Origin of the sequence: Onishia taeanensis, from assembly GCF_900100755.1 — a bacterium.
GTDB classification, from domain to species: Bacteria; Pseudomonadota; Gammaproteobacteria; order Pseudomonadales; family Halomonadaceae; genus Onishia; species Onishia taeanensis.
This window is the reverse complement of sequence record NZ_FNCI01000004.1, coordinates 220,410-244,831: the sequence shown is the minus strand read 5'-3', so window position 1 is coordinate 244,831 and position 24,422 is coordinate 220,410. Positions and strand designations below refer to the sequence as shown.

25 protein-coding genes and 3 tRNA genes are annotated in these 24,422 nt (G+C 57.8%); 15 read left to right on the top strand and 13 right to left on the bottom strand.

What is annotated here, in order from left to right:
• Positions 1-25: 25 nt before the first annotated feature.
• The 7 genes from BLR71_RS08025 to betI all read right to left on the bottom strand — a co-directional run bounded on the left by BLR71_RS08025 (position 26) and on the right by betI (position 6,581).
• The gene (locus BLR71_RS08025) at positions 26-469 is read right to left on the bottom strand and encodes a curli assembly protein CsgF (protein ID WP_092524878.1); all 444 of its coding nucleotides are present in this window, start codon (positions 467-469) and stop codon (positions 26-28) included.
• 26 nt (positions 470-495) lie between these two features.
• Positions 496-1,065 carry a hypothetical protein gene (locus tag BLR71_RS08020; RefSeq protein WP_139172566.1) on the bottom strand — a complete coding sequence of 190 codons (570 nt, stop codon included), beginning with the start codon at positions 1,063-1,065 and terminating at the stop codon, positions 496-498.
• A 51-nt stretch (positions 1,066-1,116) separates the two neighbouring features.
• Entirely contained in the window at positions 1,117-1,524 is a 408-nt protein-coding gene (gene csgH / locus BLR71_RS08015) for a curli-like amyloid fiber formation chaperone CsgH (protein ID WP_139172564.1), read from the bottom strand.
• Between the two features lie 82 nt (positions 1,525-1,606).
• Positions 1,607-2,245, bottom strand: coding sequence for a hypothetical protein (locus BLR71_RS08010; protein WP_139172562.1), 639 nt, complete (start codon positions 2,243-2,245; stop codon positions 1,607-1,609).
• Positions 2,246-2,615: 370 nt separating this feature from the next.
• Positions 2,616-4,307 (bottom strand): choline dehydrogenase, encoded by a 1,692-nt coding sequence (gene betA / locus BLR71_RS08005; protein WP_092524870.1) that lies wholly within the window; start codon positions 4,305-4,307, stop codon positions 2,616-2,618.
• A 152-nt stretch (positions 4,308-4,459) separates the two neighbouring features.
• Positions 4,460-5,944 carry a betaine-aldehyde dehydrogenase gene (betB, locus tag BLR71_RS08000; RefSeq protein ID WP_092524868.1) on the bottom strand — a complete coding sequence of 495 codons (1,485 nt, stop codon included), beginning with the start codon at positions 5,942-5,944 and terminating at the stop codon, positions 4,460-4,462.
• 22 nt (positions 5,945-5,966) lie between these two features.
• Positions 5,967-6,581, bottom strand: coding sequence for a transcriptional regulator BetI (gene betI / locus BLR71_RS07995; RefSeq protein ID WP_175491635.1), 615 nt, complete (start codon positions 6,579-6,581; stop codon positions 5,967-5,969).
• A 234-nt stretch (positions 6,582-6,815) separates the two neighbouring features.
• On the opposite strand from betI, the gene BLR71_RS07990 reads away from it, so the two are divergent.
• From BLR71_RS07990 to BLR71_RS07975, 4 genes are all read left to right on the top strand, one after another.
• A complete protein-coding gene (locus tag BLR71_RS07990; RefSeq protein ID WP_092524864.1) occupies positions 6,816-7,778 on the top strand; it encodes a choline ABC transporter substrate-binding protein in 963 nt (320 codons plus the stop codon).
• Positions 7,779-7,870: 92 nt separating this feature from the next.
• Positions 7,871-7,947 (top strand) — tRNA-Met (locus BLR71_RS07985).
• Between the two features lie 184 nt (positions 7,948-8,131).
• Positions 8,132-8,207, top strand: a tRNA-Asn gene (locus tag BLR71_RS07980).
• A gap of 94 nt (positions 8,208-8,301) precedes the next feature.
• Positions 8,302-8,377: transfer RNA gene (locus BLR71_RS07975), tRNA-Asn, on the top strand.
• 307 nt (positions 8,378-8,684) lie between these two features.
• Here BLR71_RS07975 and ligB read toward each other — a convergent pair.
• The 4 genes from ligB to flgA all read right to left on the bottom strand — a co-directional run bounded on the left by ligB (position 8,685) and on the right by flgA (position 12,122).
• Entirely contained in the window at positions 8,685-10,400 is a 1,716-nt protein-coding gene (gene ligB, locus BLR71_RS07970) for an NAD-dependent DNA ligase LigB (RefSeq protein WP_217629316.1), read from the bottom strand.
• Between the two features lie 226 nt (positions 10,401-10,626).
• Complete coding sequence (locus BLR71_RS07965; RefSeq protein ID WP_092524862.1) at positions 10,627-11,076, bottom strand: flagella synthesis protein FlgN; 450 nt, start codon at positions 11,074-11,076, stop codon at positions 10,627-10,629.
• Entirely contained in the window at positions 11,073-11,357 is a 285-nt protein-coding gene (gene flgM, locus BLR71_RS07960; RefSeq protein WP_092524860.1) for a flagellar biosynthesis anti-sigma factor FlgM, read from the bottom strand. Before flgM ends, BLR71_RS07965 begins: the two co-directional genes overlap by 4 nt.
• A 117-nt stretch (positions 11,358-11,474) precedes the next feature.
• A complete protein-coding gene (gene flgA / locus BLR71_RS07955) occupies positions 11,475-12,122 on the bottom strand; it encodes a flagellar basal body P-ring formation chaperone FlgA (RefSeq protein ID WP_175491634.1) in 648 nt (215 codons plus the stop codon).
• A 289-nt stretch (positions 12,123-12,411) separates the two neighbouring features.
• On the opposite strand from flgA, the gene flgB reads away from it, so the two are divergent.
• The 11 genes from flgB to flgL all read left to right on the top strand — a co-directional run bounded on the left by flgB (position 12,412) and on the right by flgL (position 23,142).
• A complete protein-coding gene (gene flgB / locus BLR71_RS07950) occupies positions 12,412-12,828 on the top strand; it encodes a flagellar basal body rod protein FlgB (protein WP_092524856.1) in 417 nt (138 codons plus the stop codon).
• 45 nt (positions 12,829-12,873) lie between these two features.
• Positions 12,874-13,281: a flagellar basal body rod protein FlgC gene (gene flgC / locus BLR71_RS07945; RefSeq protein ID WP_092524854.1), complete on the top strand. Its 408-nt coding sequence runs from the start codon at positions 12,874-12,876 to the stop codon at positions 13,279-13,281.
• 4 nt (positions 13,282-13,285) lie between these two features.
• Positions 13,286-13,978 carry a flagellar hook assembly protein FlgD gene (locus BLR71_RS07940; RefSeq protein ID WP_092524852.1) on the top strand — a complete coding sequence of 231 codons (693 nt, stop codon included), beginning with the start codon at positions 13,286-13,288 and terminating at the stop codon, positions 13,976-13,978.
• 120 nt (positions 13,979-14,098) lie between these two features.
• Positions 14,099-15,376 (top strand): flagellar hook protein FlgE, encoded by a 1,278-nt coding sequence (flgE, locus tag BLR71_RS07935; RefSeq protein WP_092524850.1) that lies wholly within the window; start codon positions 14,099-14,101, stop codon positions 15,374-15,376.
• A 20-nt stretch (positions 15,377-15,396) separates the two neighbouring features.
• Positions 15,397-16,146 carry a flagellar basal body rod protein FlgF gene (locus BLR71_RS07930; RefSeq protein WP_092524848.1) on the top strand — a complete coding sequence of 250 codons (750 nt, stop codon included), beginning with the start codon at positions 15,397-15,399 and terminating at the stop codon, positions 16,144-16,146.
• A gap of 58 nt (positions 16,147-16,204) precedes the next feature.
• Positions 16,205-16,987, top strand: a complete 783-nt coding sequence (gene flgG, locus BLR71_RS07925) for a flagellar basal-body rod protein FlgG (protein WP_092524847.1) — start codon at positions 16,205-16,207, stop codon at positions 16,985-16,987.
• Between the two features lie 13 nt (positions 16,988-17,000).
• Entirely contained in the window at positions 17,001-17,693 is a 693-nt protein-coding gene (locus tag BLR71_RS07920) for a flagellar basal body L-ring protein FlgH (RefSeq protein WP_245696374.1), read from the top strand.
• An 84-nt stretch (positions 17,694-17,777) separates the two neighbouring features.
• A complete protein-coding gene (locus tag BLR71_RS07915; RefSeq protein WP_175491633.1) occupies positions 17,778-18,860 on the top strand; it encodes a flagellar basal body P-ring protein FlgI in 1,083 nt (360 codons plus the stop codon).
• Entirely contained in the window at positions 18,860-19,906 is a 1,047-nt protein-coding gene (gene flgJ / locus BLR71_RS07910; protein ID WP_092524843.1) for a flagellar assembly peptidoglycan hydrolase FlgJ, read from the top strand. Before BLR71_RS07915 ends, flgJ begins: the two co-directional genes overlap by 1 nt.
• Before the next feature lie 77 nt (positions 19,907-19,983).
• A complete protein-coding gene (gene flgK / locus BLR71_RS07905; protein WP_092524841.1) occupies positions 19,984-21,879 on the top strand; it encodes a flagellar hook-associated protein FlgK in 1,896 nt (631 codons plus the stop codon).
• A gap of 18 nt (positions 21,880-21,897) precedes the next feature.
• Positions 21,898-23,142, top strand: a complete 1,245-nt coding sequence (gene flgL / locus BLR71_RS07900; protein ID WP_092524839.1) for a flagellar hook-associated protein FlgL — start codon at positions 21,898-21,900, stop codon at positions 23,140-23,142.
• 191 nt (positions 23,143-23,333) lie between these two features.
• Here the strand turns inward: flgL and fliR are convergent, their stop codons facing one another.
• Positions 23,334-24,122, bottom strand: coding sequence for a flagellar biosynthetic protein FliR (fliR, locus tag BLR71_RS07895; protein ID WP_092524837.1), 789 nt, complete (start codon positions 24,120-24,122; stop codon positions 23,334-23,336).
• 4 nt (positions 24,123-24,126) lie between these two features.
• On the bottom strand, positions 24,127-24,396 hold the full coding sequence (gene fliQ / locus BLR71_RS07890) for a flagellar biosynthesis protein FliQ (protein ID WP_092524835.1): 270 nt from the start codon (positions 24,394-24,396) through the stop codon (positions 24,127-24,129).
• Positions 24,397-24,422 lie beyond the last annotated feature (26 nt).

Here is a 24,422-nt window from a genome sequence, read left to right as displayed (position 1 = left end):
TTCCCTGCGCGAGAATGGTTAGTTATTAATTAGTATTGGGCTTAGGGATGTCAAAGGAATTGGTGGTGATGCCATCCGACACCTTTACGTAAACACGGTTGCCGACTGTGTTATACGTTACCGTGGCGCCATCCAATCTGAAGGTGCCGGATGGCGGGGCGCCATCTTCAAAAATCGCGTCGCTAAGCTGCGAAGAAGCACCTGAAATCATCGTGCTTCTGATAGAAGACACGAACTGGTCTGCGGCACTGTCCTCACCGAAGAGGGAGTTAAGGTCGCTACCATCATCCTTGTACTTGTTTTGTATGTCAGCCATTTGCAGCAGATGAGAACTATTGAAGGGGTCGCCGCCAAATGATGGATTGATGGGGCGATAGGTAAGATCTCCAGCGAAAACACTAATGGGTAAAAGCAGCGTAGCTGTCGATAGAATAGTGAGTGCTGAGATAGTGAATGGAGTTTTTTTCATTTGAGTATCTTCCTCTGGCGTGGCTATCAGTTGGCGATGGTTTTGGTCAGACGCCCTTTGGGGGTGTCGAGGATGACCTGTGCTTCTCGCTGGTTCCCCGTATAAAGTAGTGGCTGTTGATTGCCACTCTGACCGTTGCCTCGCTGAAAGTGGAAGATAACTTTATTGCTTCCTACGACCTGTATGTCCGAGTCTAGGTAATTGCCCCGTTGGTCAACGGAAATGGCATTGCGTTGCCCGGCAAGTGCAATGTCTGATGTGTTGCCTACCCCCTGCTGGTGCTGCAGGGTGATATTTGACTTACCGATGGCAACAACGGAAAGGCGATTATTCCTTCCCTGCTGGTTAGTGACCGAAAGTGTGCCATGCTGGCTGCTTGCTGAGACGTTCGACAACGCTAAACGGTCGATATCCAAGGAGCCGAGCTGTCCGGTTCCAGGTGTTGAAAAATTGGCGACTTGGCGGCCATTTTCCTGTGCTGGTGCATCGCTTCTGGTGACTTGGGTAATAAAAGCGCTGCTGTCGCTTGCTGATGCAAGTGCTGGTAAAAAGGTAAATACCAGTGCACTGAGATAATAGGAGAGTATGGGTCGCATGGCATTTACCTTTTTAGTCGAAGCGTCAGCAGGTAGCGCTATTGCCTGATGCTACATGGGGCTAACGATTTCCTTGGCCTCGCACGAGGTCCCCGTCAACCGCTCAGTGACGCGTAAATGGAATTCAAGCCAACCTGTTTTAGCCAGTCGGTGAATCGTCTGTGCAGTAGTAGCGGATTCACCGGGTAGCAGTGAAATAGAACCGGATTGTTCACTAGTTCCGGAGCCGGCGGCATCAATTTTTAGTGCCCTAAGGACATAGTCGGCACGTGTCGGCTTGTTAGCCTCGATGACGCTTGTTGCCCGCACGGTTTCGCCGTCACGCTCGATGACGACTCGACAGTTGAGCTGTGTAAAGACTTGCTGAGCCATGAGCGAAGGAGAAACACTGAGAGTGATGATGCCAGCGATAAGCGCCTTCGATAGCGTTCTCGAGCGCCTGATGGTCCATTCTGTCATGTGGGGCATCATCTATCGCACCTTGAGAAAACCCGGGCACCCTTTTGGGTGCCCGGCAGTTCTTATATGTGGCAGCCCTGGATCAGTGCTGAGTCACATGGGCACGGTTGCCAGAACCGACTTGATTCAGCTGTGCCAGGTTGTCATTGCCATGCTGGTGCGAAACGATCATGTTTTGGCTACCAAACTGATATGAGGTCAGCGTGTTGTCTTCGCCGATCTGCTTGGCAGTAAGGCTGTTACGGTCGACCAGCTGGACCGCATCAATGGTGTTACCATCGCCGCGCTGTTCTGCATTGATATCGTTGCGGTAACCGCTTTGGACAGCAGTGATCAGGTTGTCGTCACCGATCTGCTTGGTGTTGGACTCGTTGTCAGTCCAATATTGAGCGACATTAGTTTGGTTGCTATCGCCTTTTTGGTAAGTGTTTGAATCGTTGCCGTAGCCGACTTGATCGATGTCGGCACGGTTATAGTTACCATCTTGCAAGAAACGGTCGACGCCGTTGTAATTACCAGATTGGTTCAGGTCAGCGTAGTTCCCACGACCTTCCTGAGTAGCCGCATTACTAGAGCTGCCGATGGTATTTGCGTATCCGCTTTGATCTGAGGTGAAGTTGTTATAAGCGCCGAGCTGATCCATATAGACTTCATTGCTATCCGCCAGGACCGGAGTAGACATGATGGCCATGATGCTTGCGGAGAGGAGAAGTTTTTTCATTTTAATCACCCTTGCTTTATAGCGATGAGATATCGTCGTAATTCCATCCAATGGCTCGACGATGGAATGAGCAGATACGTTTTGTAACGTTTGTTTACGCTCGGACTCATACTGGCACTCGCTTGGTTGAGCGTCAATTTCTAGGTGATGTGGTTTTTCTAATGCCTATATACATTAGTAATTTGATAATATTGGTATTAGAGATCTAATCTTCCATTAAATTGAAAATACGGGGAGGAAGGTTTTCCCCTTGATGATTCTTCTAATGATGAGACTTGTCAGGCAATGTTTTCATTGAAGAGACACAAAAAAAGCCCCGTCAGGCGGGGCCTTCCGGGGCTTTTGGGCGCGATCATATGAAGTCTGTTGATTAGTTCAGGCGATACTTGGGTGTAGCCTGGGCCGGTGCATCTCCAGCGACGTAGTAGGGGGCTTCGGAACGAGCCAGGGGTGCACGACCCCGGATCTTGTCGGCCATCTTCTCGGCGAGCATGATCGTCGGCGCATTGAGGTTGCCGGTGGGGATCAGCGGGAATAGTGAAGCATCCACGACACGTAGCCCCTCGAGGCCATGCACGCGGCCTGCGCCGTCGACCACGGCGTCTTCGTCTTCGCCCATGCGGCAGGTACCACAAGGATGGTAGGCCGTCTCGGCATGTTCGCGCACGAAGGCGTCGAGCTCGGCATCGCTTGCGACGTCCGGGCCCGGCGAGATCTCGCGACCGCGATATTCGTCCATGGCCGGCTGGGCGATGATCTCGCGGGTCAGGCGGATAGCGTCACGGAACTCCTGCCAGTCCTTGTCGGTGGACATGTAGTTGAACAGGATGCTCGGCGCGGCCTTGGGGTCGCGCGAGGTCAGTTGTACGCGGCCGCGGCTGTCCGAACGCATCGAGCCGACGTGTGCCTGGAAGCCATGGGCCTGCACGGCGCTCTTGCCGTTGTAGCTGATGGCGATCGGCAGGAAGTGATACTGCAGGTTGGGCCATTCTTCGTCGTCGTTCGAGCGGATGAAGCCGGCCGCCTCGAACTGGTTGCTGGCGCCGATGCCGGTGCCGTTGAGCATCCATTCCAGGCCGATCTTCGGCTGGTTGTACCACTTGAGGGCCGGGTACAGGGAGATCGGCTTCTTGCACTCGTACTGAATGTACATCTCCAGGTGATCCTGGAGGTTCTCGCCGACGCCCTTGAGGTCATGGACCACCGGGATGTCGAACTGCTTGAGCAGTTCGGCATTGCCGACGCCGGAGCGCTGCAGTAACTGCGGGGAGGCGATGGCGCCCGAGCAGACCAGGACCTCGCGGCGGGCGCGGGCCTCGACCGTCTGATCCTTGTGCAGGTAGCTGACGCCCACTGCACGCTTGCCTTCGAAGAGGATGCGGTCAGTGGTGGCGCGGGTGACGATGGTCAGGTTGGAGCGCTGCTTGGCGGTGTCCAGGTAGCCGCGGGCGGTTGAAGCGCGACGGCCGTTGGGGGTCACGAAGCGGTCCATCGGGCCGAAGCCCTCCTGCTGGTAGCCGTTGACGTCCTCGGTGCGCGGGTAGCCGGCTTCGACGCCTGCGTCGATGAAGGCGTGATAGAGCGGATTGTTGCCCGCCTTCGGGGTGGTCACGCTGACCGGGCCGTCACCGCCGTGGTAGTCGTTGGGGCCGATGTCGCGGGTCTCGGCCTTGCGGAAGTAGGGCAGGCAGTCGGCATAGGTCCAGTCCTCGAGGCCTGCGTTCTTGGCCCAGTTGTCGTAGTCCAGGGCGTTGCCGCGGATATAGCACATGCCATTGATCAGCGAGGAGCCGCCGAGGCCCTTGCCGCGGCCGCACTCCATGCGACGGTTGTCCATGTGCGGCTCGGGATCGGTCTCGAAGGCCCAGTTGTAGCGCTTGCCCTGGAGCGGGTAGGCCAGCGCCGCCGGCATCTGGGTGCGGAAGTCGAAGCGATGATCCTTGCCGCCGGCCTCGAGCAGCAGTACCGAGGCACCTGCGTCCTCGGTCAGTCGGGTGGCGAGCACATTGCCGGCCGAACCAGCGCCAACGATGATGTAATCGAACTCTTGAGCCTGTGTCATCGACAAGCCCTCCTGATCAGTAAATGGAGTAACGAACCTAGGCTGAGTGACGGGGAAAACGGCTACCAGGCAGGACGCAAGGCGCCGTGCCATGCCCCGGTGGGGCATGGCAGGCGGGTCGTAGCGTTTTCCAGAATGGTGTCAGGGGAGAATCAGAACACCGATTCGAAGGGCGCCATCTCGATCTGCACGGATTTGATCTGGGTGTAGTGATCCAGGGTGGAGATGCCGTTTTCGCGGCCGACGCCTGATTGCTTGTAGCCACCCACCGGCATCTCGGACGGAGAGTCGCCCCAGGTGTTGATCCAGCAGATGCCTGCCTCGAGCTGATGGATGCTGCGATGCGCCCGGTTCAGGTTTTCGGTGAAGACGCCCGCGGCCAAGCCGTATTCGGTATCGTTAGCGCGGCGGATCACTTCGTCTTCGTCCTCGAAGGACAGCACGGACATCACCGGGCCGAAGATTTCTTCACGCACGATGCGCATCTCGTCGGTGCAGTCGGTGAACACGGTCGGTGCCGCCCAGGCACCCTTGGCCCACTCGACGCCATTGGTGTTGCCCTGGTTCCAGGCCTCGCCACCAACCAACACGCGAGCGCCTTCTTCCTTGCCCAGGGCGATGTAGGACAGCACTTTCTCCTGGTGCTCGAAGCTGACCAGCGGGCCGAAATTGACCTCGGGGTCCAGCGGGTCGCCGGCCTTGATGCGCTTGACGCGCTCGATGAGCTTGGCCTCGAAGGCATCCTTGATGCTGGCGTGCACGAATACACGGGTACCGTTGGTGCAGATCTGGCCGCTGGAGTAGAAGTTGGCCATCATCGCGGCATCCGCGGCGCGATCCAGGTCGGCGTCCTCGAAGACGATCAGCGGCGACTTGCCGCCCAGCTCCATGGTCACGTCCTTGAGGCTCGAGCTTGCTGAGGAAGACATGACCTTCTTGCCTGTACCGACTTCACCGGTGAAGGACACCTTGTCGATGCCCTGGTGAGCGGTCAGCATCTGGCCCACGCGGCCATCGCCTTGCACCACATTGAAGACACCGTCGGGCAGGCCGGCCTCGGTGAATATCTCGGCGAGCTTCAGGGTGGTCAGTGGCGTCACTTCGCTGGGCTTGAAGACCACGGCGTTGCCGGCGGCCAGGGCCGGAGCGGCCTTCCAGCAGGCGATCTGGATTGGATAGTTCCAGGCGCCGATCGATCCGATCACGCCCAGTGGCTCGCGACGGGTGTAGACAAAGGAGTCTTGGCGCAGCGGAATCTGGGTGCCCTCGATGGCGGGGGCCAAACCGGCGAAGTACTCGAGCGCGTCGGCGCCGGTGACGATATCGACCGCTGCGGTCTCGCTGATCGGCTTGCCGGTGTTGCGGGTCTCAAGCTCGGCCAGTTCATCATTACGCTCGCGCAGCAGCGCCACGGCCTTGAGCAGGATGCGCGAACGCTCCATGCCACTCATGGCGCCCCAGACCTTTTGCCCTTCGCGGGCCGCGGCCACGGCGGCATCCACATCGGCTTGACCGGCCTGTTGGATGTTGGCGAGCAGGGAGCCGTCGACCGGGTTGGTGACGGTGAAGGTCTCGCCGGAGGTGGCGTCGGTCAACCTTCCGTTGATATAGAGTTGCTGAGTGGGAAGTGTCGTCATGAGAACCTCCTAGTTGTGTGCGTTAGGCTCTGCGCAGCGCGCTGTGCTCTGCGCCGTGGGCAAGTTTTTCGTCCAGGTAGTCGTAGGCAAGCTCGCGGGCCCGGTCCACATCGAGGCCCTCGGGTGCCAAGGCGCCGCGTAGCCACAGGCCGTCGATCATGGCGGCCAGGCCGCCTGCGGCCTCACGGGCCTGCTGCCTGGGCAGGCACTGGCGGAACTGGTGGCAGAGGTTGGAATAAAGCCGCCGGTCGTTGACGTGCTGAAGCCGATGCAGGTTATGGCGATGCATGCTGCTCGCCCAAAACGCCAGCCAGGTCTTCATAACCGACTGGCTGACCTGACTGCGGTCGAAGTTGCCGTCGATGATGGCGCGCATGTGGGCGCGTGGCGCGTGCTTGGGCAGCCCCTGGCGGCGCTCATGAACCGCATCGCCCAGGTCTTGCAGGATTTGGCGCATGGTGGCTTCCAGCAGCCCATCCTTGCCGCCGAAATAGTGGCTGATGATGCCTGCCGAGACGCCAGCGAGGCGGGCGATGCGCACCACGGTGGCATCAGCGAGCCCTACGTCGTCGATGGCGTCCATGGTGGCCTGAATCAGCTGACGGCGGCGGATGGGTTCCATTCCGACTTTCGGCACCGTTACAACTCCTTCTGTTTAGCCCTTCCGCATGCCGGGTGGGCAGGGGAGGGCAAATGTTCTATGGTGTTTAGTATGCATCTTTTTTATTGAACGTTCAATCAATAAAAGATGTCGGCCTACTCGGCCCATGACCTGGGGGTGTCTGAGCGTGTAGCAGGTGATGTCATCTAGATCTCTGCTTCGTCACTCCTTCCCCCCCTGTTTTTTAGACCAATAAGAGGTTCGATCCCTATGTCCAAGACGATCCCGACTCTCAAGATGTCTCTGCTGGCCCTGAGCGCAGGCGCCCTGACGCTGGCGGCGACACAGAGCCAGGCGGCGGCGCCGGAATCCTGCCAAAACGTGCGTTTCGCTGAGGTGGGCTGGACCGATATCACCGCAACGACCGCTCTGACCACTGAGGTGCTCGATGCGCTGGGATACGATACCCGGGTCGATACGGTCTCGGTGCCGATCGCTTACTCCGGCATGAAGAATGGTGACTTTGACGTCTTCCTGGGCAATTGGATGCCGTCAATGGCGTCAATCAGCGACCCCTACGTCGAGCAGGGAACGGTCGACCGTCTTAACGCCAATCTCGAGGGCGCCAAGTACACGCTGGCGGTGCCGCAGTATGTCTATGATGCTGGCGTCACCAATGTGGCGGACCTGGCCGATCATACGGAACAGTTCGATAGCAAAATCTACGGTATTGAAGCCGGTAACGACGGCAATATGCTGATCCAGGACATGATCGATGACGACGCCTTTGGCCTTGGCGACTGGGAACTGATCGACTCCAGTGAAGCCGGCATGCTGGCCGAACTGAGGTCGCGCTCCAGCCGCGAGGACTGGATGGTGTTCCTGGGGTGGGAGCCGCATCCGATGAATACCAACTTCGATATTGCCTATCTTGAAGGTGCCGATGACTACTTTGGTCCTAACCTGGGTGGCGCAACCGTTTATACCAATACCCGTGCCAACTACGTTGAGGAATGCGGCAACGTCGGCAAGCTTCTCAACAACCTCTCCTTTACTCTGGAGATGGAAAACCAGTTGATGGGCACCATCATGGATGACGGCGAAAAGCCGCGCGAGGCGGCACGCGCCTATCTGCAGGCCAACCCGGCGGTTCTCGATGGTTGGCTCGAGGGCGTCAGCACGGTAGACGGTGAGCCCGGTTTGCCCGCGGTAAAAAAGGCGCTGGACATCTGAGCTGGCTCGTTGCCATTACGGGCTTGCCAAGCGTGATGGGGGTGTGCATAATACGCCCCCGTTGCCGAGCGTTAAGCCGTCGGTAGCGGTGTGGCTACGTAGCTCAGCTGGTTAGAGCACATCACTCATAATGATGGGGTCCCCTGTTCGAATCAGGGCGTAGCCACCAAGAATCACGACAACAGGCCCGCACCGATTGGTGCGGGCCTGTTTCGTATGGGGAGCCTTGCCCAGTGATTCTGGGTTAGCGATGGCGTCAGGTAATTGATTCGCCATGGGTTATGGTGCGAATTTACATACTGGCCTTGACCTTGCGTCGCCAATCCTTATACTACGTTGCGTGTTTGGGTCATTCCCCGATAGCTCAGTTGGTAGAGCAAATGACTGTTAATCATTGGGTCACAGGTTCGAGTCCTGTTCGGGGAGCCATCCCTGCCCTAATCGATGATTGACGCTCAGCGTCAACCCTGCCGGATACCTCTCGTATCGTATGGCAGTCACATAGCGGTAAGCGCGTAGTTGTTCCCCGATAGCTCAGTTGGTAGAGCAAATGACTGTTAATCATTGGGTCACAGGTTCGAGTCCTGTTCGGGGAGCCATTTCTTCAGTTTACGGTTATGAATATTCCTCCTTGTCTTATCTTTGGTTTGCCTTTTCTTGATTAGTATGGCTTGCCGAGCGTTATCTCCTCTCCTAAGTAGATTCAGTAAGTAGACCCTGGATGACGAGCGTTGTCGGCTCCCGATTAAGCTCGTATTGCGCATCTCCGCTATATCGCTTACCCCTTTATTGCTTTGCCTCTATTCGTCTTTGCGACGCCAAGCGTGCTGGCTGGCGCCGTAAGTCCCTGTCGTGTCTCTGTTGCTTGGGGCGGACGAGGCTGTTAAGCCTGTGCGTGTACGTTGGTTATGAACGATCGAGACTCGCTTTTAGCAGGCGCTGAATCTCCGGATGCTGAAAGAAAGCGTGAAGTTCTTGTGCAGTTATGGGACCGATTCCTTGCAACCTTTGCCAGTCTTGTATTGAACGAGCCTGGAGGCTGGCAAGCTCAGTGGTCGGCGTCAGGCTGTCATTCGCGGCGGGAGGCATGCCTAGCGCCTCGAGCCAGGTGCTCAATCTCCACCCGTCTGTTGGGTGAAAGGCATCAAGCCACTGAGTGGCGCGGGCCTCGCCGACCCCCGGAAGTTCGCGTAGCTCTTTCTCTTCAATGGTCTGCCAGTCGTTGAGGCGTCTTACTAGTCCGGCGTCGATAAGCGCGGCCCAGCTGCCTTCACTAATGCCTGGCATATCGAGCCCTTGATCCCCGGATAGCCAGGTTAGTCTGGCCAAAAACTGCTCGCGACAGCCGTTGGTGAGTTGCAGGCAGCTCAAGGCGTCATAGGCAGCTGGGTCGGGAGGCGACACGGCAGGCCGTGGCTGTATGCGCACTAGTGTCTGCTCGAAATGGGGAATGATGCCGCCGGCCAGTTGAACGATGATCTGGTCGCCAGGGCGTATGTCTTCCTTCTGCCAGCGGTTTAATGAGCCAAGACTGACACGAGTTATCTCGCGGTCGTCTAGCTCGACAGGCTGCAGTTCGAGAACGGGGGTGATTCGTCCCGTCCGACCGACGGTGAAGTCGACGCCTGTGACGAGAGCGTGTGCGCTGCGTGAAGGGTGCTTCCAGGCGATGGCCCAGTCGGGTGGTGTGGGAGCAGCCTCACGAGACGCGGATGTTTGGTCTGGGCGGTGTGATTGGCGAATCACCACGCCGTCGGTGGCAAAGGGGGCCGGTTCGCGATACCAGCGTTGCCTGGCTTTGGCGACCGCCTGTGTCGAGTCAACCGCCTCGCTGAAGCGAGCGCTGTCGGTGAGGTCCCAGTCGGCGAGTCTACTGAGCCTTGTTTCGATATCTCTGGGGCCATCCGGCCAGCCCCATACGAAGAGGCCGATGTTGGCGCCGGCATCGGCGGTCAGCGTATTTCTGGCCATCAGTCCAGCAATGGCGCTGCGGGCCCCAGCGCTGCCTGATTCGGCTTGGATGTGATCCTTGAGGCGCAGATAGAGCTCGCCCTGTAGGGTTACTTGCGGCGGTGCTGGTGCGGGTAGCTGCTTGGGAATGGCGGCGATGATTTGGGCCTTGCTGTACCAATTCTGCCCCCTTAGGTCATCGCCGCGGCTGATCACGCGCGTCAACTCCCCGGCCTCATAAACCAGGGTGACGGCGACGCCATCCACTTTGGGCTGCACCCATAGCGAGCGTTCTTGGCGCCTTGTCATCCAGTCAGTAAGCGCGGCTAGGTCGTCGAGCTTGTTGAGGCCCGTTAGCGGGTAGGGGTGTCGAAGGGTCGAGCCTGCTGGGGGAGGGGGTGGAGTCTCGGCTGCTTGAATGTCGAAGCAGGCTTGCCATTGGTGGTAGTGTCGTTGAGCCTGGTCGTAGGTGGCGTCATCGACCAAGCGTTTGCCATCGCGATAATAGGCATTGCTCCATTCAGCAAGGCGCTGGCCAAGGGTGTCGATGGCATTTTGGGCGGCGGGGCGTGACCAGTCTGGGCAGTCGTCTGCCACTGAGGGCGTCGTAGCCAGCCACATCAAGCACAGAAAGAGCGTTAGTCGGGCAAGGACGCGAGGGTTGTCGGGCATGTGGTGCCTCCCTGGCTGCTAGTGGCCGCACTCAATCCATGAGTGGCTTTTTGGTAACGACGCATTGGCGGCGACGCAGCTCGGTGCGCGCCTAACATTGGCGTTCACTGTATGAGTGTAGTGCGTTAAATCAATCGTGTGGAATGACGGGCTTTGTACGTTAAGGCGGGGCTACCATCTTGGCATGCTGGTCGTGATAGCGTGAGGGTAGTGAAGGAGAAGGGTGTTAGGCGCGCGAGGACACCAGGCTGCGACGAGGTTCAGATTGGCCATTGGGGCCATATAAGCTGTTGCCTGCGGCTTCGCGTAGCGCATTGAGCATGCGCTGATTTTGCTCGAGGCGCTGGCGAATCATGCCGCCATTGATGGCATTGAGGCGTGCCGTGCGTTGTGCATCCTCCAGCAATGCTTGCCAGACAGGCAGGCAGCCAGCATCGGAGGCCGCCCTTGCAGCACCTTCAAGGCCGGCACCATATCCCAGGCGTTGCTGTGCCTGGCTGCGCTGAGTTTCAAAGCGCTCGACCTGGTTCAGCATTTCCTGCTTGTCGGCGGCAATGCGATTGAGTAGCTCACCGTCGACGCGGCCTTCGAACAATGCCTGACGCTCATCGTTCAAGAGTGCCTCGAGTGATGCGATGCGCTGCCGCTGACGTTCGAGAGATTCTCTCAAACTCATGAAGATTCACCGCTGAGAATATCCTGGACGCTGGCGATAAGGCCGTCGGCAATCTTGTCGGCGTCGATTTCCAGGCGGCCTTCGCTAATGGCAAGGCGCAGTTCTTCGACCCGAGCGGTGTCGATGTCGCCACTTGCATTCTGGTTGCCTGTGCTCAGGTGTGAGACAGATGCAGAACTCGGCGTTGCCGATGCCTGCGAGCTGCCAGCGGGAGCGGGCTTGCTTGGGGTCTGATCCGTCTGCTGGAGGCGGGTCAAAGACTGTGTGCTGTCGATTTTCAAGGGAGTGGCCTCGTCAGTGGTGCTTGCCCATGGTATCGGCCAGTTGGGCGGTATCTTTAATCCTAGCGGGCTTTTTTTGTCGCTGCCGCATGATGACTTTAGAAATCGACGGCGCCTTTAGAAATCGACGGCGACGCGACCGGAACCAATCACTTCGCCGGTAATGATCTCACGTCGTGAGAGGCGAATTCTAACCTCATCTCCCATTCCTCCGTCCTCCAGTGCCTCTCCTTCCCGCGAGACGCGAAAGCCACCACCCTGAGCCTCCACCGATACGGACTGGCGTTGTTCGACCAGAGGGATATTGCGCAATTGGTGTTCTCGCAGGGTCGAGCCGGCGGAGACCGTGCGCCTCGTCATCTTGCCGATCGCCTCATCTATATGGCGAATCGTGCCGGATGGCAGTCGCCCCAGGCTTCCCTGGCGCATGATAAGCATGCCTTGATCGATGACGGTGCCGGTCTCCATGCGTTCGGCTGCCGTGACGTAACTGCCGATGCCCTCTATCTCTGCCTGGAGGTAGCGATCCTGAGAGCCCGAGCACTCGACGCCTACCGATACACGGCCCCACTGGCGCTGGTGCCTATTGGGAAAGAAAGGCCGTGGCGATGAGCAGGCGCCGAATTGTGCAGAGGGCGGAAACACCTTGACCCTGACCTCGTCAGCGTCCTCGGAAGCTTGATTCAGTAGAAAACGCTTTACGGCCTCGACCAATGCTTGGTCCTGGTTCGGTGCTTGATCCTGCGCGAGTGAAGGTGCCGCCATTACCGCTATCCAGATCAGGAGAGAGAGGGACAGGGTGAGGCGCAAGCGTCTCTTGCGAGAGGCGCTCGCGATGCGGGATCGAGAGGCAGGTTTGCGGGACATTTGGGGCATGGCAATCACTGGCTCGAGGAGGCTAGGTATCGGGTTTACGCCGATTCTACTCGGCTGCTGGCCGGGTCAATAACGGAATTGGGCGCGAAATGCGGGTCTGTTTGATCCTTTGAGATGACGGGGGCATCGCTATTCTGCACTCTCAACATTTCCCCATTTCGCGATTGTGGGTGCACAAATGATCGATAAGCTTGGGTCGGCGCTGAACTTCCAGCAGGAAGTCCTCAGCCTCCGCCAACAACGGCATGAGGTCTTGACCAGTAACATCGCCAATGCCGACACGCCTAATTACAAGGCGCGCGATTTTGACTTTTCGCAGGAGCTGTCGCGAGCGATGGAAGGTGGGCGCGCGGCTCAAGGCGGTCTTTCTCTATCGACTACCTCGGCGGGTCATATTGAAGGCCATGGCGCTTCCAGCAGCAAGGTGCATGACCTGATGTATCGCGTGCCGGCCCAGCCAAGCCTTGATGGCAATACGGTCGATATGGATCGTGAACGGGCAGAGTTCGCCGATAATGCTGTCCGCTACCAAGCCTCCCTGTCGATGCTGAACAGTAGTATCCGGGGCCTCAAGTCATCCATGCAATCGGAATGATCATCAGAATGATGGAGGCCTCCGAGCCTAAGGAGTGAGCTAAGCATGTCGATGTTTTCGATCTTTGACATATCTGCTTCCGCTATGAGCGCGCAGGCGCAGCGGATGAACGTGACCGCCAGCAACCTCGCTAACGCGGATAGCGTGGCAGGACCCGATGGCGAGCCGTATCGCGCGAAGCAAGTCTGGTTCGAGGCCCAGCAACAGGGTGGCTCTGAGGTCGGTGGCGTGCGCGTTACCGGCGTCGTGGATGATCCGTCGCCGATGCGCATGGAATATCGCCCTGACCATCCGCTTGCAGACGATGATGGCTACGTGACCATGCCCAACGTGGATCCCACCAATGAGATGGTCAACATGATCTCGGCGTCACGTTCCTATCAGGCGAATGTTGAGGTAATGAACACCAGCAAACAGCTGATGACCAAAACGTTGACCCTGGGAGAGAGCTGATTACATGGCTACTAGCATCGACTCGAATGTCTTGAATAGCGTCAACGGCACCGCCGGGCAAGCCAGCAAGGCCGCCAACCGCGAGTCTGACGATCTCAACGATCGGTTCATGACGCTGCTGGTGACGCAGTTGAAGAACCAGGATCCCATGAACCCCATGGAGAATGCTGAGATGACGTCCCAGCTGGCGCAGATCAACACCGTCAGCGGCATCGAGAAACTCAACACCACCCTCTCGTCCATCACGGATCAGATCGATCAAGGCCGAGCGCTTGAAGCCGCCGGGCTGGTCGGCTCTGGCGTGATGGTGCCGGGCAATAAGGTGTTGACCAGTCAAGTGGATGGAAGAGTGACTACCACGCCTATCGGCATTGAGCTTGATCAGCCCGCCGATAATGTACGCGTGACCATCACCAATGGTTCCGGTCAGGTCATCGACCAGTATGACGCGGGTAGCGCCAAGGCTGGAGTGTCGAATATTTCCTGGGATGGCCAACTGTCTTCTGGCGAAAAAGCGCCGGAAGGTGCCTATAACGTGTCCTTGCAGGCGACACGTGGTGAGAGCCCCATCAATTCCCAGACGCTTAACTATGCACAGGTAGGGGCTGTGACGCCTCAGGAAAACGGAGATGTCTTGCTTGATCTCGGTGCCGTCTACGGACAGATCGGCCTGAATGACGTCAAGCAGATTCTCTAAAGCCTCCGGCCTGGCGCTCAGCGAGTGCTCTCAGCCCAGGCTATTCGGCTAGAAAGCTGGTTTAGAAAAAGTACCCGTCTCTCATATCGCATCTTCACATCGCTATAAAGGAAATGAACCATGGGCTTTTCACAAGCGCTGAGTGGCCTGAATGCCGCCAAGGCCAATCTGAATACCTTGGGCAATAACATCGCCAACTCCCAGACCGTTGGCTTCAAGTCGTCGACGACGCTTTTCGCCGACGTTTTCGCCAATGCCGATGTCGGCCTGGGCACGCAGGTGTCGGCCGTGCGCCAGGATTTCAGCGACGGCAACATTGAAAGCACCAGTCGTGAGCTGGATCTGGCCATTAGCGGCGAAGGCTTTTTCCGCATGCAGCAGAATGGCGAAACCGTCTATTCGCGTAACGGTCAGTTGAGCATGGACGCCGATGGTTACTTGGTGAACGCTCAGGGCGCACGGCTGATGGGGTATGGCCTTTCGGACGCCAATGATCCCTTCTCGGATGTCGTGGCCGGCGGTCAGCCCGAAGTACTGCGTGTGCCGGCGGCCGGTATGCCCGCTCAGGCAACCACACAGATCAATGCCGTCTATAACCTGGATGCCAGCTCTGTCGCGGGCGATCCTGACCAGCTAGAAACGGCGACGGTAGAAGATAGCGGCGGTACCCAGGATATCGACTATCACTACTCCAACAGTTTTACGACCTTCGACTCGCTGGGTAATGCCCGCAATGTGACGGTCTACTACGAAAAAACCGGCGCCAATACCTGGCAGGGTAACGTTGCGCTTGATGGGCAAGTCAATGACGGTGGTACCCCGGGCGATGACGTTAATGAGTTTACGCTTGAGTTCGATTCCAGTGGTGCGCTGAGCAGTGTGAACGGGACCGCTGGGGCCGACGCCACTAACTTTACCTTCACTGCGGCTCAGCTTGGTGGGGGCGCTGCCGACATGGCTGGTGTGGAACTCAGTCTCACCGGTACTTCGCAGTTTGCTAAAGACTCCACCAGCGACCAGTTGACCCAGAACGGCTATACCGCTGGCACCCTGGTCGGCATCGAGATCGAAGACGATGGCAGCATCGTACGCAAGTTTTCCAACGAGCAGGCCCAGTCCGCAGGGCAGATTGCCCTGGCCAACTTCCGCAACCCGGAAGGCTTGAAGGCGGCCGGTGACAACGCCTGGACCGAGACCGCTGCGTCTGGCGGTGAGCTGGTCGGACAGCCGGGGACCGGGGTGCTGGGCAGTGTGACTGCCGGTGCGGTCGAGACCTCCAACGTCGATATGGCCTCCGAGCTGGTCGACATGATCGTGGCACAGCGCGCCTATCAGGCGAACTCCCAGACCATCAAGGTCCAGGATGAGATTCTGCAGAGCGCTGTTAACCTGCGTTAACGGGTGAGGATGAGCCGATAATGGACCGCATGCTATATACCGCTATGAGCGGTGCCAGTCAGAGTCTTCAGCAACAGGCAGTGGTCAGCAATAACCTGGCCAATGCTTCGACATCGGGGTTCCGCGCGCAGCTTCATGCCATGCGGGCTGTACCCGTTCAGGGTGATGGCGTTCTGGATACGCGCGCCTCGGTGGCGGCCAGCACGCCGGGGTCGGACTTTAGCCCTGGCCCTGTCAACGCCACCGGCCGTGATCTCGATGTGGCGATTCGGGGTGATGGCTGGCTTGCCGTTCAGGATGCCGGTGGCAATGAGGCCTATACCCGCCGCGGCGACCTGCAAATAGACGGTAACGGCGTGCTGACTAGTGGTGGACGTCCCGTGCTGGGCGATGGCGGGCCCATCGCCGTTCCTCTGGAAGCCAAGCTGGCCGTGGGCGGCGACGGTACCATCAGTGCGATTGGTGCCGGCCAAAATCCCGATGCCATCGTCAATGTGGGACGCCTGAAGCTCGTTTCTCCCGGTGATGCCGGTTTGACCCGTGGCGAGGATGGCCTCTTTCGTGCAGGGCCCAATGGTCAGCCACAGGTGCTTGGCCGTGACGAAGACGTCCGCGTTGCCTCCGGTGCCTTGGAAGGCAGTAACGTTAGTGCGATCGAGTCGATGGTGTCGATGATCGATACGGCGCGGCGCTTCGAAATGCAGATGAAGGTTATCAGCAGCGCCGACGAGAATGCTCAGCGTGCCAACAGCCTTTTATCGATTAGCTGATAGCGCTCTAATTTCAGGCGTTCTATTCCGATAGGCGCCTTATTTCAGGAGATTTTCCATGATTCGATCATTATGGACCGCCAAGACGGGGCTCGAGGCCCAACAGGTTCAGATGGACGTCATCTCGAACAATCTGGCCAACGTCAGCACCAACGGTTTCAAGAAGTCTCGGGCCGTGTTCGAAGACCTTATGTACCAGAACCTGCGTCAGCCGGGTGCCCAGAACGATGCTCAGAACACCTTGCCTTCGGGCTTGCAGGTGGGTAGCGGCGTGCGTCCGGTGGCCAACGAGCGGCTGCATAGCCAAGGCGCCATCGAGCAAACCGAGAACTCCCGCGATCTGGCGATTAACGGCAACGGTTTTTTCAACGTACTGCGACCCGATGGCACTACGGCTTATACTCGCGATGGCAGTTTTCAGCTCGATGCCAACGGCCAGATGGTGACCTCGAGCGGCTATCCCGTTCAGCCAGCGATTGTCGTTCCGGAAAATGCGCTTTCGGTCAGCATCGGGCAAGACGGTATCGTCTCGGTGACCGAGCCGGGTGTGGCAGGCAACCGCGAAATTGGTCAGTTGACGCTGTCCAGCTTCGTTAACCCGGCCGGTCTCGAGAGCATCGGCGAAAACCAATACCTGGAAACGGCATCCTCAGGGCCGCGTAACGAAAACATCCCGGGCGCTAATGGCCTGGGGACGATCTATCAGGGCTATGTGGAAACCTCCAACGTCAATGTCGTCGAAGAAATGGTCAGCATGATCCAGACCCAGCGTGCCTACGAGATCAATAGCAAGGCCGTCAAGACGTCCGATGAAATGCTAAGCCGGTTGGCACAGCTGTAACCAAGGGGCGGTCATGATCTTCAAGGGGTGTATGCCGGTCAGGCACTGGGCGTTGGTAATGGTGCTGTGTCTGCTGGTGTCCGGCTGCGCACAGCTGCCGCGAGCATCGGTAGTGGGTGAGCAGGAGCAGGTCAACATCGCCGAACCGCGGCCGCCTGTACCTAACGGCTCCATTTATCAAGCGAACGCTGGCTATGCCTATCAGCCGCTTTTTGAAGATCGCAGGCCTAGAGCCATCGGCGATATTCTGACCATCGTGCTCGATGAAGAGGTCAGTGCCAGCAAGAACTCGCAAAGTAACGCCGATCGTTCCGGCTCTGCTGGACTGACCATCGATAGCGCCCCCGATGCGCTTGAACAGCTGGCCGAATACGGCTTCGATCTCTCCGGGCAGAGTGATTTCGCCGGCGGTGGCGGCTCCGAAGCCAACAATACCTTCACCGGGACCATTACCGTCTCGGTATTGGACGTGATGCCCAACGGTAACCTGCGAGTGAGGGGTGAGAAACAGATCGCCATCAACCAGGGAACCGAGTTCATACGCTTCTCCGGCGTGGTGAACCCTCGCACCATTACCGGACAAAATACCGTGCCTTCGACTCAGGTCGCTGATGCGCGTATCGAGTACGTGGGCGACGGCTATATCAACGAGGCGCAGCACATGGGTTGGCTGCAGCGTTTCTTCCTCAATATTTCGCCGTTCTAGGTGTTATCCGACTTCCTTGGCAAGGCCTGAATGATGCGTGCATTTTTCGTTTCTCGAGAGTTTTGTGTTCTTCGGCAAGGCCTGATGCTTGCCCTGCTGCTGGTTTGGGCATTGTCTGCACGTGCCGAGCAGCTGCGTGAGCTGTCTGATTTCGCCGGTGTGCGCGATAACGCTCTCGTTGGCTATGGCCTGGTCGTGGGGCTTGATGGCAGCGGTGACCAGACCACCCAGGCGCCTTTCACCAGCCAGAGTCTGACCAACATGTTGTCTCAGTTGGGGATTACGGTGCCTCAGGGCACCAACCTGCAGCTGCGCAACGTAGCGGCTGTGATGGTCACGGCCAAACTGCCGGCCTTCGCCCGCCAGGGCCAAGAGCTCGATATCGTGGTGTCGTCAGTGGGTAACGCACAAAGCCTGCGCGGTGGAACGTTGTTGATGACGCCTCTGAAGGGCGCCGATGGGCAGACCTACGCCATGGCGCAGGGCAACCTGCTGGTATCTGGCGTGGGTGCACAGGCTGGTGGCAGCAGTGTTCAGATCAATCAGCAGGCCAATGGACGCATCCCCGGTGGTGCCTTGGTCGAGCGCCAAGTGCCGCTCGAACTTGGTCGCCAGGGCGGAATGCTGGAGCTGTTGCTCAGGGATACGGATTTCGGCACCGCCCAGCGCGCTGTGACGGCGATCAATATGGAGTTCGGGCGCCCGGTGGCCTCAGCGCTCAACGGGCGCGTCATTCAGTTGCAGGGCCCCTTGAACGACAATGCCAGGGTCGGCTTTATGGCGCGGGTAGAGAACGTGGAGATCAATCCGCGCGAAGCGGCTGCCAAGGTGGTCATCAACTCGCGGACGGGGTCGGTGGTCATGAACAGTCGCGTCACGCTGCGGCATGCGGCGGTGGCCCATGGCAGTCTGTCGATCATCATCGATACCGACTTCCAGGTCAGCCAGCCCAATGCCTTTAGTCAGGGCGGACAGACAGCCGTCGTGCCGAATACCAATATCGGCATTCAGCAGCAGGAGGCGTATCTACGAGAGGTCGAGGGGGCCGACCTGTCAGAGGTCGTGGATGCACTCAATGCGCTCGGGGCATCCCCGCAGGATCTGATGTCCATTCTCCAGGCACTGAAGGCTGCCGGTTCGCTGCGTGCCGAGTTGGAGATTATCTAATGACGATTCAGGACATGAGCGGTCAGTTTGCCCTCGATATGCAGGGGTTCCAGCGCCTTAAACACACGGCACGGGTGGACGAGGATGCTGGTAGGCAGGCGGCGGCCAAGCAGTTCGAGGCGCTGTTTCTGCAGAAGATGATGACCAGCATGCGTGATGCGATCCCCAAGAGTGACCTTTTCAACAGCAAGCAAACCGAGATGTTTACCTCCCTACTCGATCAGCAGTGGTCGCAGCACCTCGCGGGTCAGGGCTTTGGTCTGGCCGAGATGCTGGAGAAACAGCTCGGTGGTGGTCGTCATACCGTCGATACCCGCAGTAATAGCCTTATTTCGGGCATCCCCCGTGGCGAGCCCATGCAGCAGCTGACCCGTTCAGGAGCAGGACAGCCGTCAGTGAACGTTCAAAGCATAGAAGGCTCCGCAACACCGCAGAACTTCCTGGATGCAGTGGATGCCCAGCTGGCAAGCAACTCGACTGATGCAGTCGCTGGGGCAGCGCCCAGCAATGAGCGAGAGGCGGCTCGTCAGGCGTCTCGCCTCGAGCATGTCGAGAACTTCAGGGCGCTACTCGAAGAGCCGGCCCAGCGAGCGAGCCGGACGACCGGCGTGCCAGCCGAGCTCATACTCTCCCAGGCTGCCCTGGAAACCGGCTGGGGGCGCTACTCCATAACGACTCAAGACGGTAGCAATAGCCATAACCTCTTTGGCATCAAGGCTGGCAGTAATTGGCAGGGTGAGACGACCGATATAAGGACCCATGAGGTGATCGATGGCAAGCGGGTGGCGATCACCGATAGCTTCCGGGTCTACGACTCTTACGAAGCAGCCTTTACCGACTATGCGCGATTGATCGGCGATAACCCGCGCTATGCCGGTGTCTTGACCGCGCCGGATGCCGGTCAGGCTGCCCGCGCCCTGCAGGCCGGTGGTTACGCCACCGACCCCCGCTATGCCGATAAATTGATTGCCGTCATGGGCACGCTGGGTCCGCTGACGCCTGAGAGCCAGCAAAGCCTGGCAGCTGGTTCAACTGGAGAACGCTAGCACGATTGCGTTGCGCCACTATCAAGTCTGCGGGCCCCCGGCCGATATGTTGATTATTGATGTAAAGGATCCCCGTCATGAGCATGTTTTCTATCGGCCTCAGCGGCCTGAATGCCGCGCAGAATGCCCTCAATACCACCAGTAACAACATCAGCAATGTCTATACACCGGGCTACAACCGGGAACTGACGATCCTCACCGAGGGTAATAGCGCGGGTGGTGTGAAAGTTAGCGATATCCAGCGCCAGTTCGATCGCTATGTGGCCGATCAGCTCAATGATGCGACCAGCACGTCGTCTGCGCTGGAGACTTACCAGACGCAAGTCAGCCAGATCGATAATCTGCTGGCCGACGACGGGGCCGGGCTCTCACCGCTGATGCAGGATTTGTTCTCGGCGATGAGCGATCTATCGGGTTCGCCATCGGATCCTGCTGCCCGGCAGGGTGTGCTGGGGGCAGCCGATACATTGAGCGCCCAGGTGCGATCTTTCGATGCTTATCTCCAGGATATGCAAACGGGGATCAATGCCAAGATCGGTGATGAAGTCACGCAGATCAATAACACCACCAAACAGCTCGCGACGCTTAATCGTGAAATCGTGCTTGCCGAAGCCAAGAACGGCGAGGCGCCCAACAGCTTGCTTAACCAGCGCGATAAACTGGTAAACGATCTCAGCGAGCGACTGAATATCAAACTCAATATTCAGGACGGCGGCACCTATAATGTGACCCTGTCGAACGGTCAGCCGCTGGTTGCCGGCACCAGGGGCTTCCAGCTAGAGGCCATTAGCTCTACTGCCGACCCCCAGCGCACGGTGGTGGGGTACAAGGATTCCGGCGGTAATATGGTAGAGCTCAATGAGGATCGCATCACCGGCGGTAGTCTCGGTGGTCTGCTGAACTTCCGCACCGAAACGCTTGATAAGACCCAGAACCAGATCGGTCAGCTCGCGGTATCGCTTGTCTCGGGTTTCAATGAGCAGCATGCGGCCGGTATTGATCTCGATGGCAATGTCGGCGGCGCTTTCTTCAGCATCGGCTCACCGCGTGCCTACGCCCATACCGACAATGAAGGCACCGGCGATGTCGCCTCCACGACATTTGGTGACACCTCTAACCTGCTTGCGACCGACTACGAGATCCGAGTCAATAATGACAACCCGGCTGCGGCCAGCGACTTCACTATCACCCGTAAAGATTCGGGTGAGGAGCTTGCGGCGGGTAGTGACTTTACGTTCAACGGCAGCGATGAGCTGACGTTTGGCGGCGTGGTCATCACCTTCGATGGAGGATCTCTCCTGCAGGGAGATCGCTTCGAAGCACAGCCAGTACGCCGGGCGGGCCGAGATATGCAGACCGAAATTAGCGATCTGGACAAGATCGCGGCGGGCAGCATATTGAACGGTGATACCGAAGTCGTTGAGTCCATCACGGGGGAGCCCGGCAACGCTCTGGCTTCGGGTGATGCGCCTTGGTCACTCAGCGTCAGCGACGCTGGTGGCGGCAACTTCGATATCGTGGCCACCCCTGACACTGGTGCGGCTCAGAACTTCAGTGTGCAGTCTGGTGACGAGATAACCTTGGACGGTGTGACGCTGACCTTCGGCAACCTGAAGGATGGTCAAACACTAAGTCTGGGATTGAATGGTGCCGGTACCGGCGACAATCGTAATGCGATTGCACTGCAGGACCTGCAGGACAGTGAGTTGGTTGCAGGGTCTGCGACGCTGAATGGGTCTTATGCATCGATGGTCAGCGATGTCGGTAATCGCACGAATATCGTGCAGGTGAACCTAGAGGCGCAGAGTGGCCTTACCGAACAGTTGCGTGGCGTCCAGCAGTCTGAGTCCGGGGTTAACCTCGATGAAGAAGCCGCCAACTTGATTCGTTTCCAGCAGTATTACCAAGCCAATTCCAAGGTCATTCAGACCGCCTCTACCGTGTTCGATACCATTCTTGGCCTGCGGACCTGATCATAGGAGTTTCGTATCATGCGTATCAGTACCGTTACGATGTTTGAGCAGGGCGTGGGCAGTCTGAACCGGCAACAAAGTCAGTTTATGGACGTCGGCCAGCAGATCGCTAGCGGGCGCCGTGTGGTTAATCCTTCGGATGATCCCCAGGCGGCCTCTCAGGCAGTTAGCGTGTCTCAGTCGCTGGCGGTGACTCAGCAATATACCGACTCCCGCGTCAGCGCACGTAATTCGCTTTCACAAGAAGAAAGTGTGCTCAATAGTGTTAGCCAGGCGATCACTAGCGCCAAAACGTTGCTGGTGCAGGCCGCTAACGGCACGCTCAGCGATGCCGATAGGCAATCTGTGGCCAGTGAGTTGGAAGGCATCTATAACACCATGCTGGGTCAGGCTAATGCCACTGATGGCAACGGATCTTATCTGTTCGGTGGTTATAAGGACGATGCCCCGCCCTTCGTTCAAGATGCTAGCGGTGACGTGGCCTATATTGGCGACAGTTTCAACCGTGAGGAGCGCATCGACTCGTCGCGTCTCATGCCTGTATCGGATAGTGGCGATGCCATCTTTAACAGCGTGCCCAGTGGTGCCGGCTATGTGGCGACTGCGGCACGTGATTCAGCAGGCGATGGCAACGTGACCTTCTCGGGTCCGAATCGTCTTGATTCCTCGCTGCCTGGGTATGGGGATGACGCTTACCAGATCAACTTTCTCGATGATAGTACCTATGAAGTCGTGACCACTGCCCCCGATGGCACTACGACAACTACCCCTGCAGAAAATTACACCAGCGGGCAAACCATCGAACTCGGTGGTGGTGCCTTGTCGATAACGCTCGAGGGTAAGCCTGACGTTGCCGGGGGAGATAGCATCAAGGTCAATCCTGCTGATGGTTCAGATGCCAATCAGGATGTCTTTGCATCCCTCAAGTCGGCTATTGATGCCTTGAAGGTACCCATTGACGGTGATCCTAGCCTTAAGGCAGATCAGCAAAACACGATCGCCACCTCCATGCGCGAGCTGGATAACAGCTTGGATAACGTGCTCACTACCCGTGCCTCTGTAGGCGCCCGGCTCAATGAGTTGGATGTGGTGGATCAGGTCAGCAGTAATCGCAAGCTGAGCTATGAGCAGACTCGGTCAGATCTGGTCGATCTGGACTATGTGGAGGCGATCTCTGAATATAGCTTGCGTCAAGTGGGTTTACAGGCGGCGCAAAAATCTTTTGCCGATATTCAGGGCATGTCTCTCTTTGATCAGATTTGATGCTTATCAAGGCCAGTCCGTAAGCGTGTAGAGATGGGGCATGTGAACTAGAGCCACGGAAACATGCCGCTGGCTGACACAGGATCCGATAATCGTTATCAGCGGTGCCTACCAAAAGCCCCAACCGGGAAAAGACGCCGGTCGGGGCTTTTGTGTTGATATGGCCTTTCAGATATCTCCCTATGCTGGAGTTAGACAAGAGGTGCCATGGCCGTCAGCAGGTTGCGCATAAAGCCAAGCCCTATCGCAAACAATTGTTCTAGATAACGGTCCAGGTCGGTCATCAGTACCATCAGCAGGAAGACGCCAGCCGTCAGTGACATCGGAAAGCCGATGGAGAAGACGGTGAGCTGTGGGGCCGAGCGGTTAAGTATGCCAAGCGACAGGTTGATGATCAGAAGGGCCGAGACGACAGGTAACGCTAGCTTCAAACCCAATACGAAGACGGTGTTACCAAAGCGCGCCAGCAGTTCGAAGGCATTCAGGTTCACGCCGGAGCCAATGGGCAAGCTAGTGAAGCTATTGACCAGGATCTCGAGGGCGACCAGGTGGCCGTTCATGGCCAGAAACATCAGCAGAGTGATCATGTAGAACACCCGCGCCAGAATCATGGTGTTGGTACCGGTATCCGGCGAGAAGAAAGTAGCGAAGCCCAGCCCCATTTGTAGCGCGATGAAGTCGCCGGCCGCTTGAACGGTAGCAAAGATGACGTGCATGACCACGCCCATCGCAGCCCCGATCATCACTTGCTCGACCATGATGCCAAGCCCAGCCCACGACATGATGGGGGCTTCGGGCATGGGCGGAAGGGTTGGGGTGATGGCGACACAGATTAAAGCAGTAAGGCCAATTTTTACCTGGCGTGGGGCGCTGGAGTGGCCCCAGAGCGGTGATGCCATGACGAAAGCAGAGAGGCGCATGAAAGGCCACAGGAAGGCGACTAGCCAGCCATGCAGTTGGTCAAAGGTGATTTCGACCATGGTCCTAGCTGACCATGAGAGGGATATTTTGAATCAGCTCACGGGTGAAGCCTATGATCAGTTTGAGCAGCCAGGGACCCAGCAGTACTAACATCCCGAATACCCCGAGTATCTTCGGGATAAAGGAAAGCGTCATTTCGTTGATCTGCGTGGCTGCTTGGAAAAGACTCACCAGCAAACCAATCAGCAGTGCTGTCAGCAGCAATGGGGCGGCCATGAACAGGGTCACGCGCATGCCCTGATAGGCCATGCTCATTACCATCTCTGGGCTCATGGGCGTTCCTCCTTACAGCTTGGACG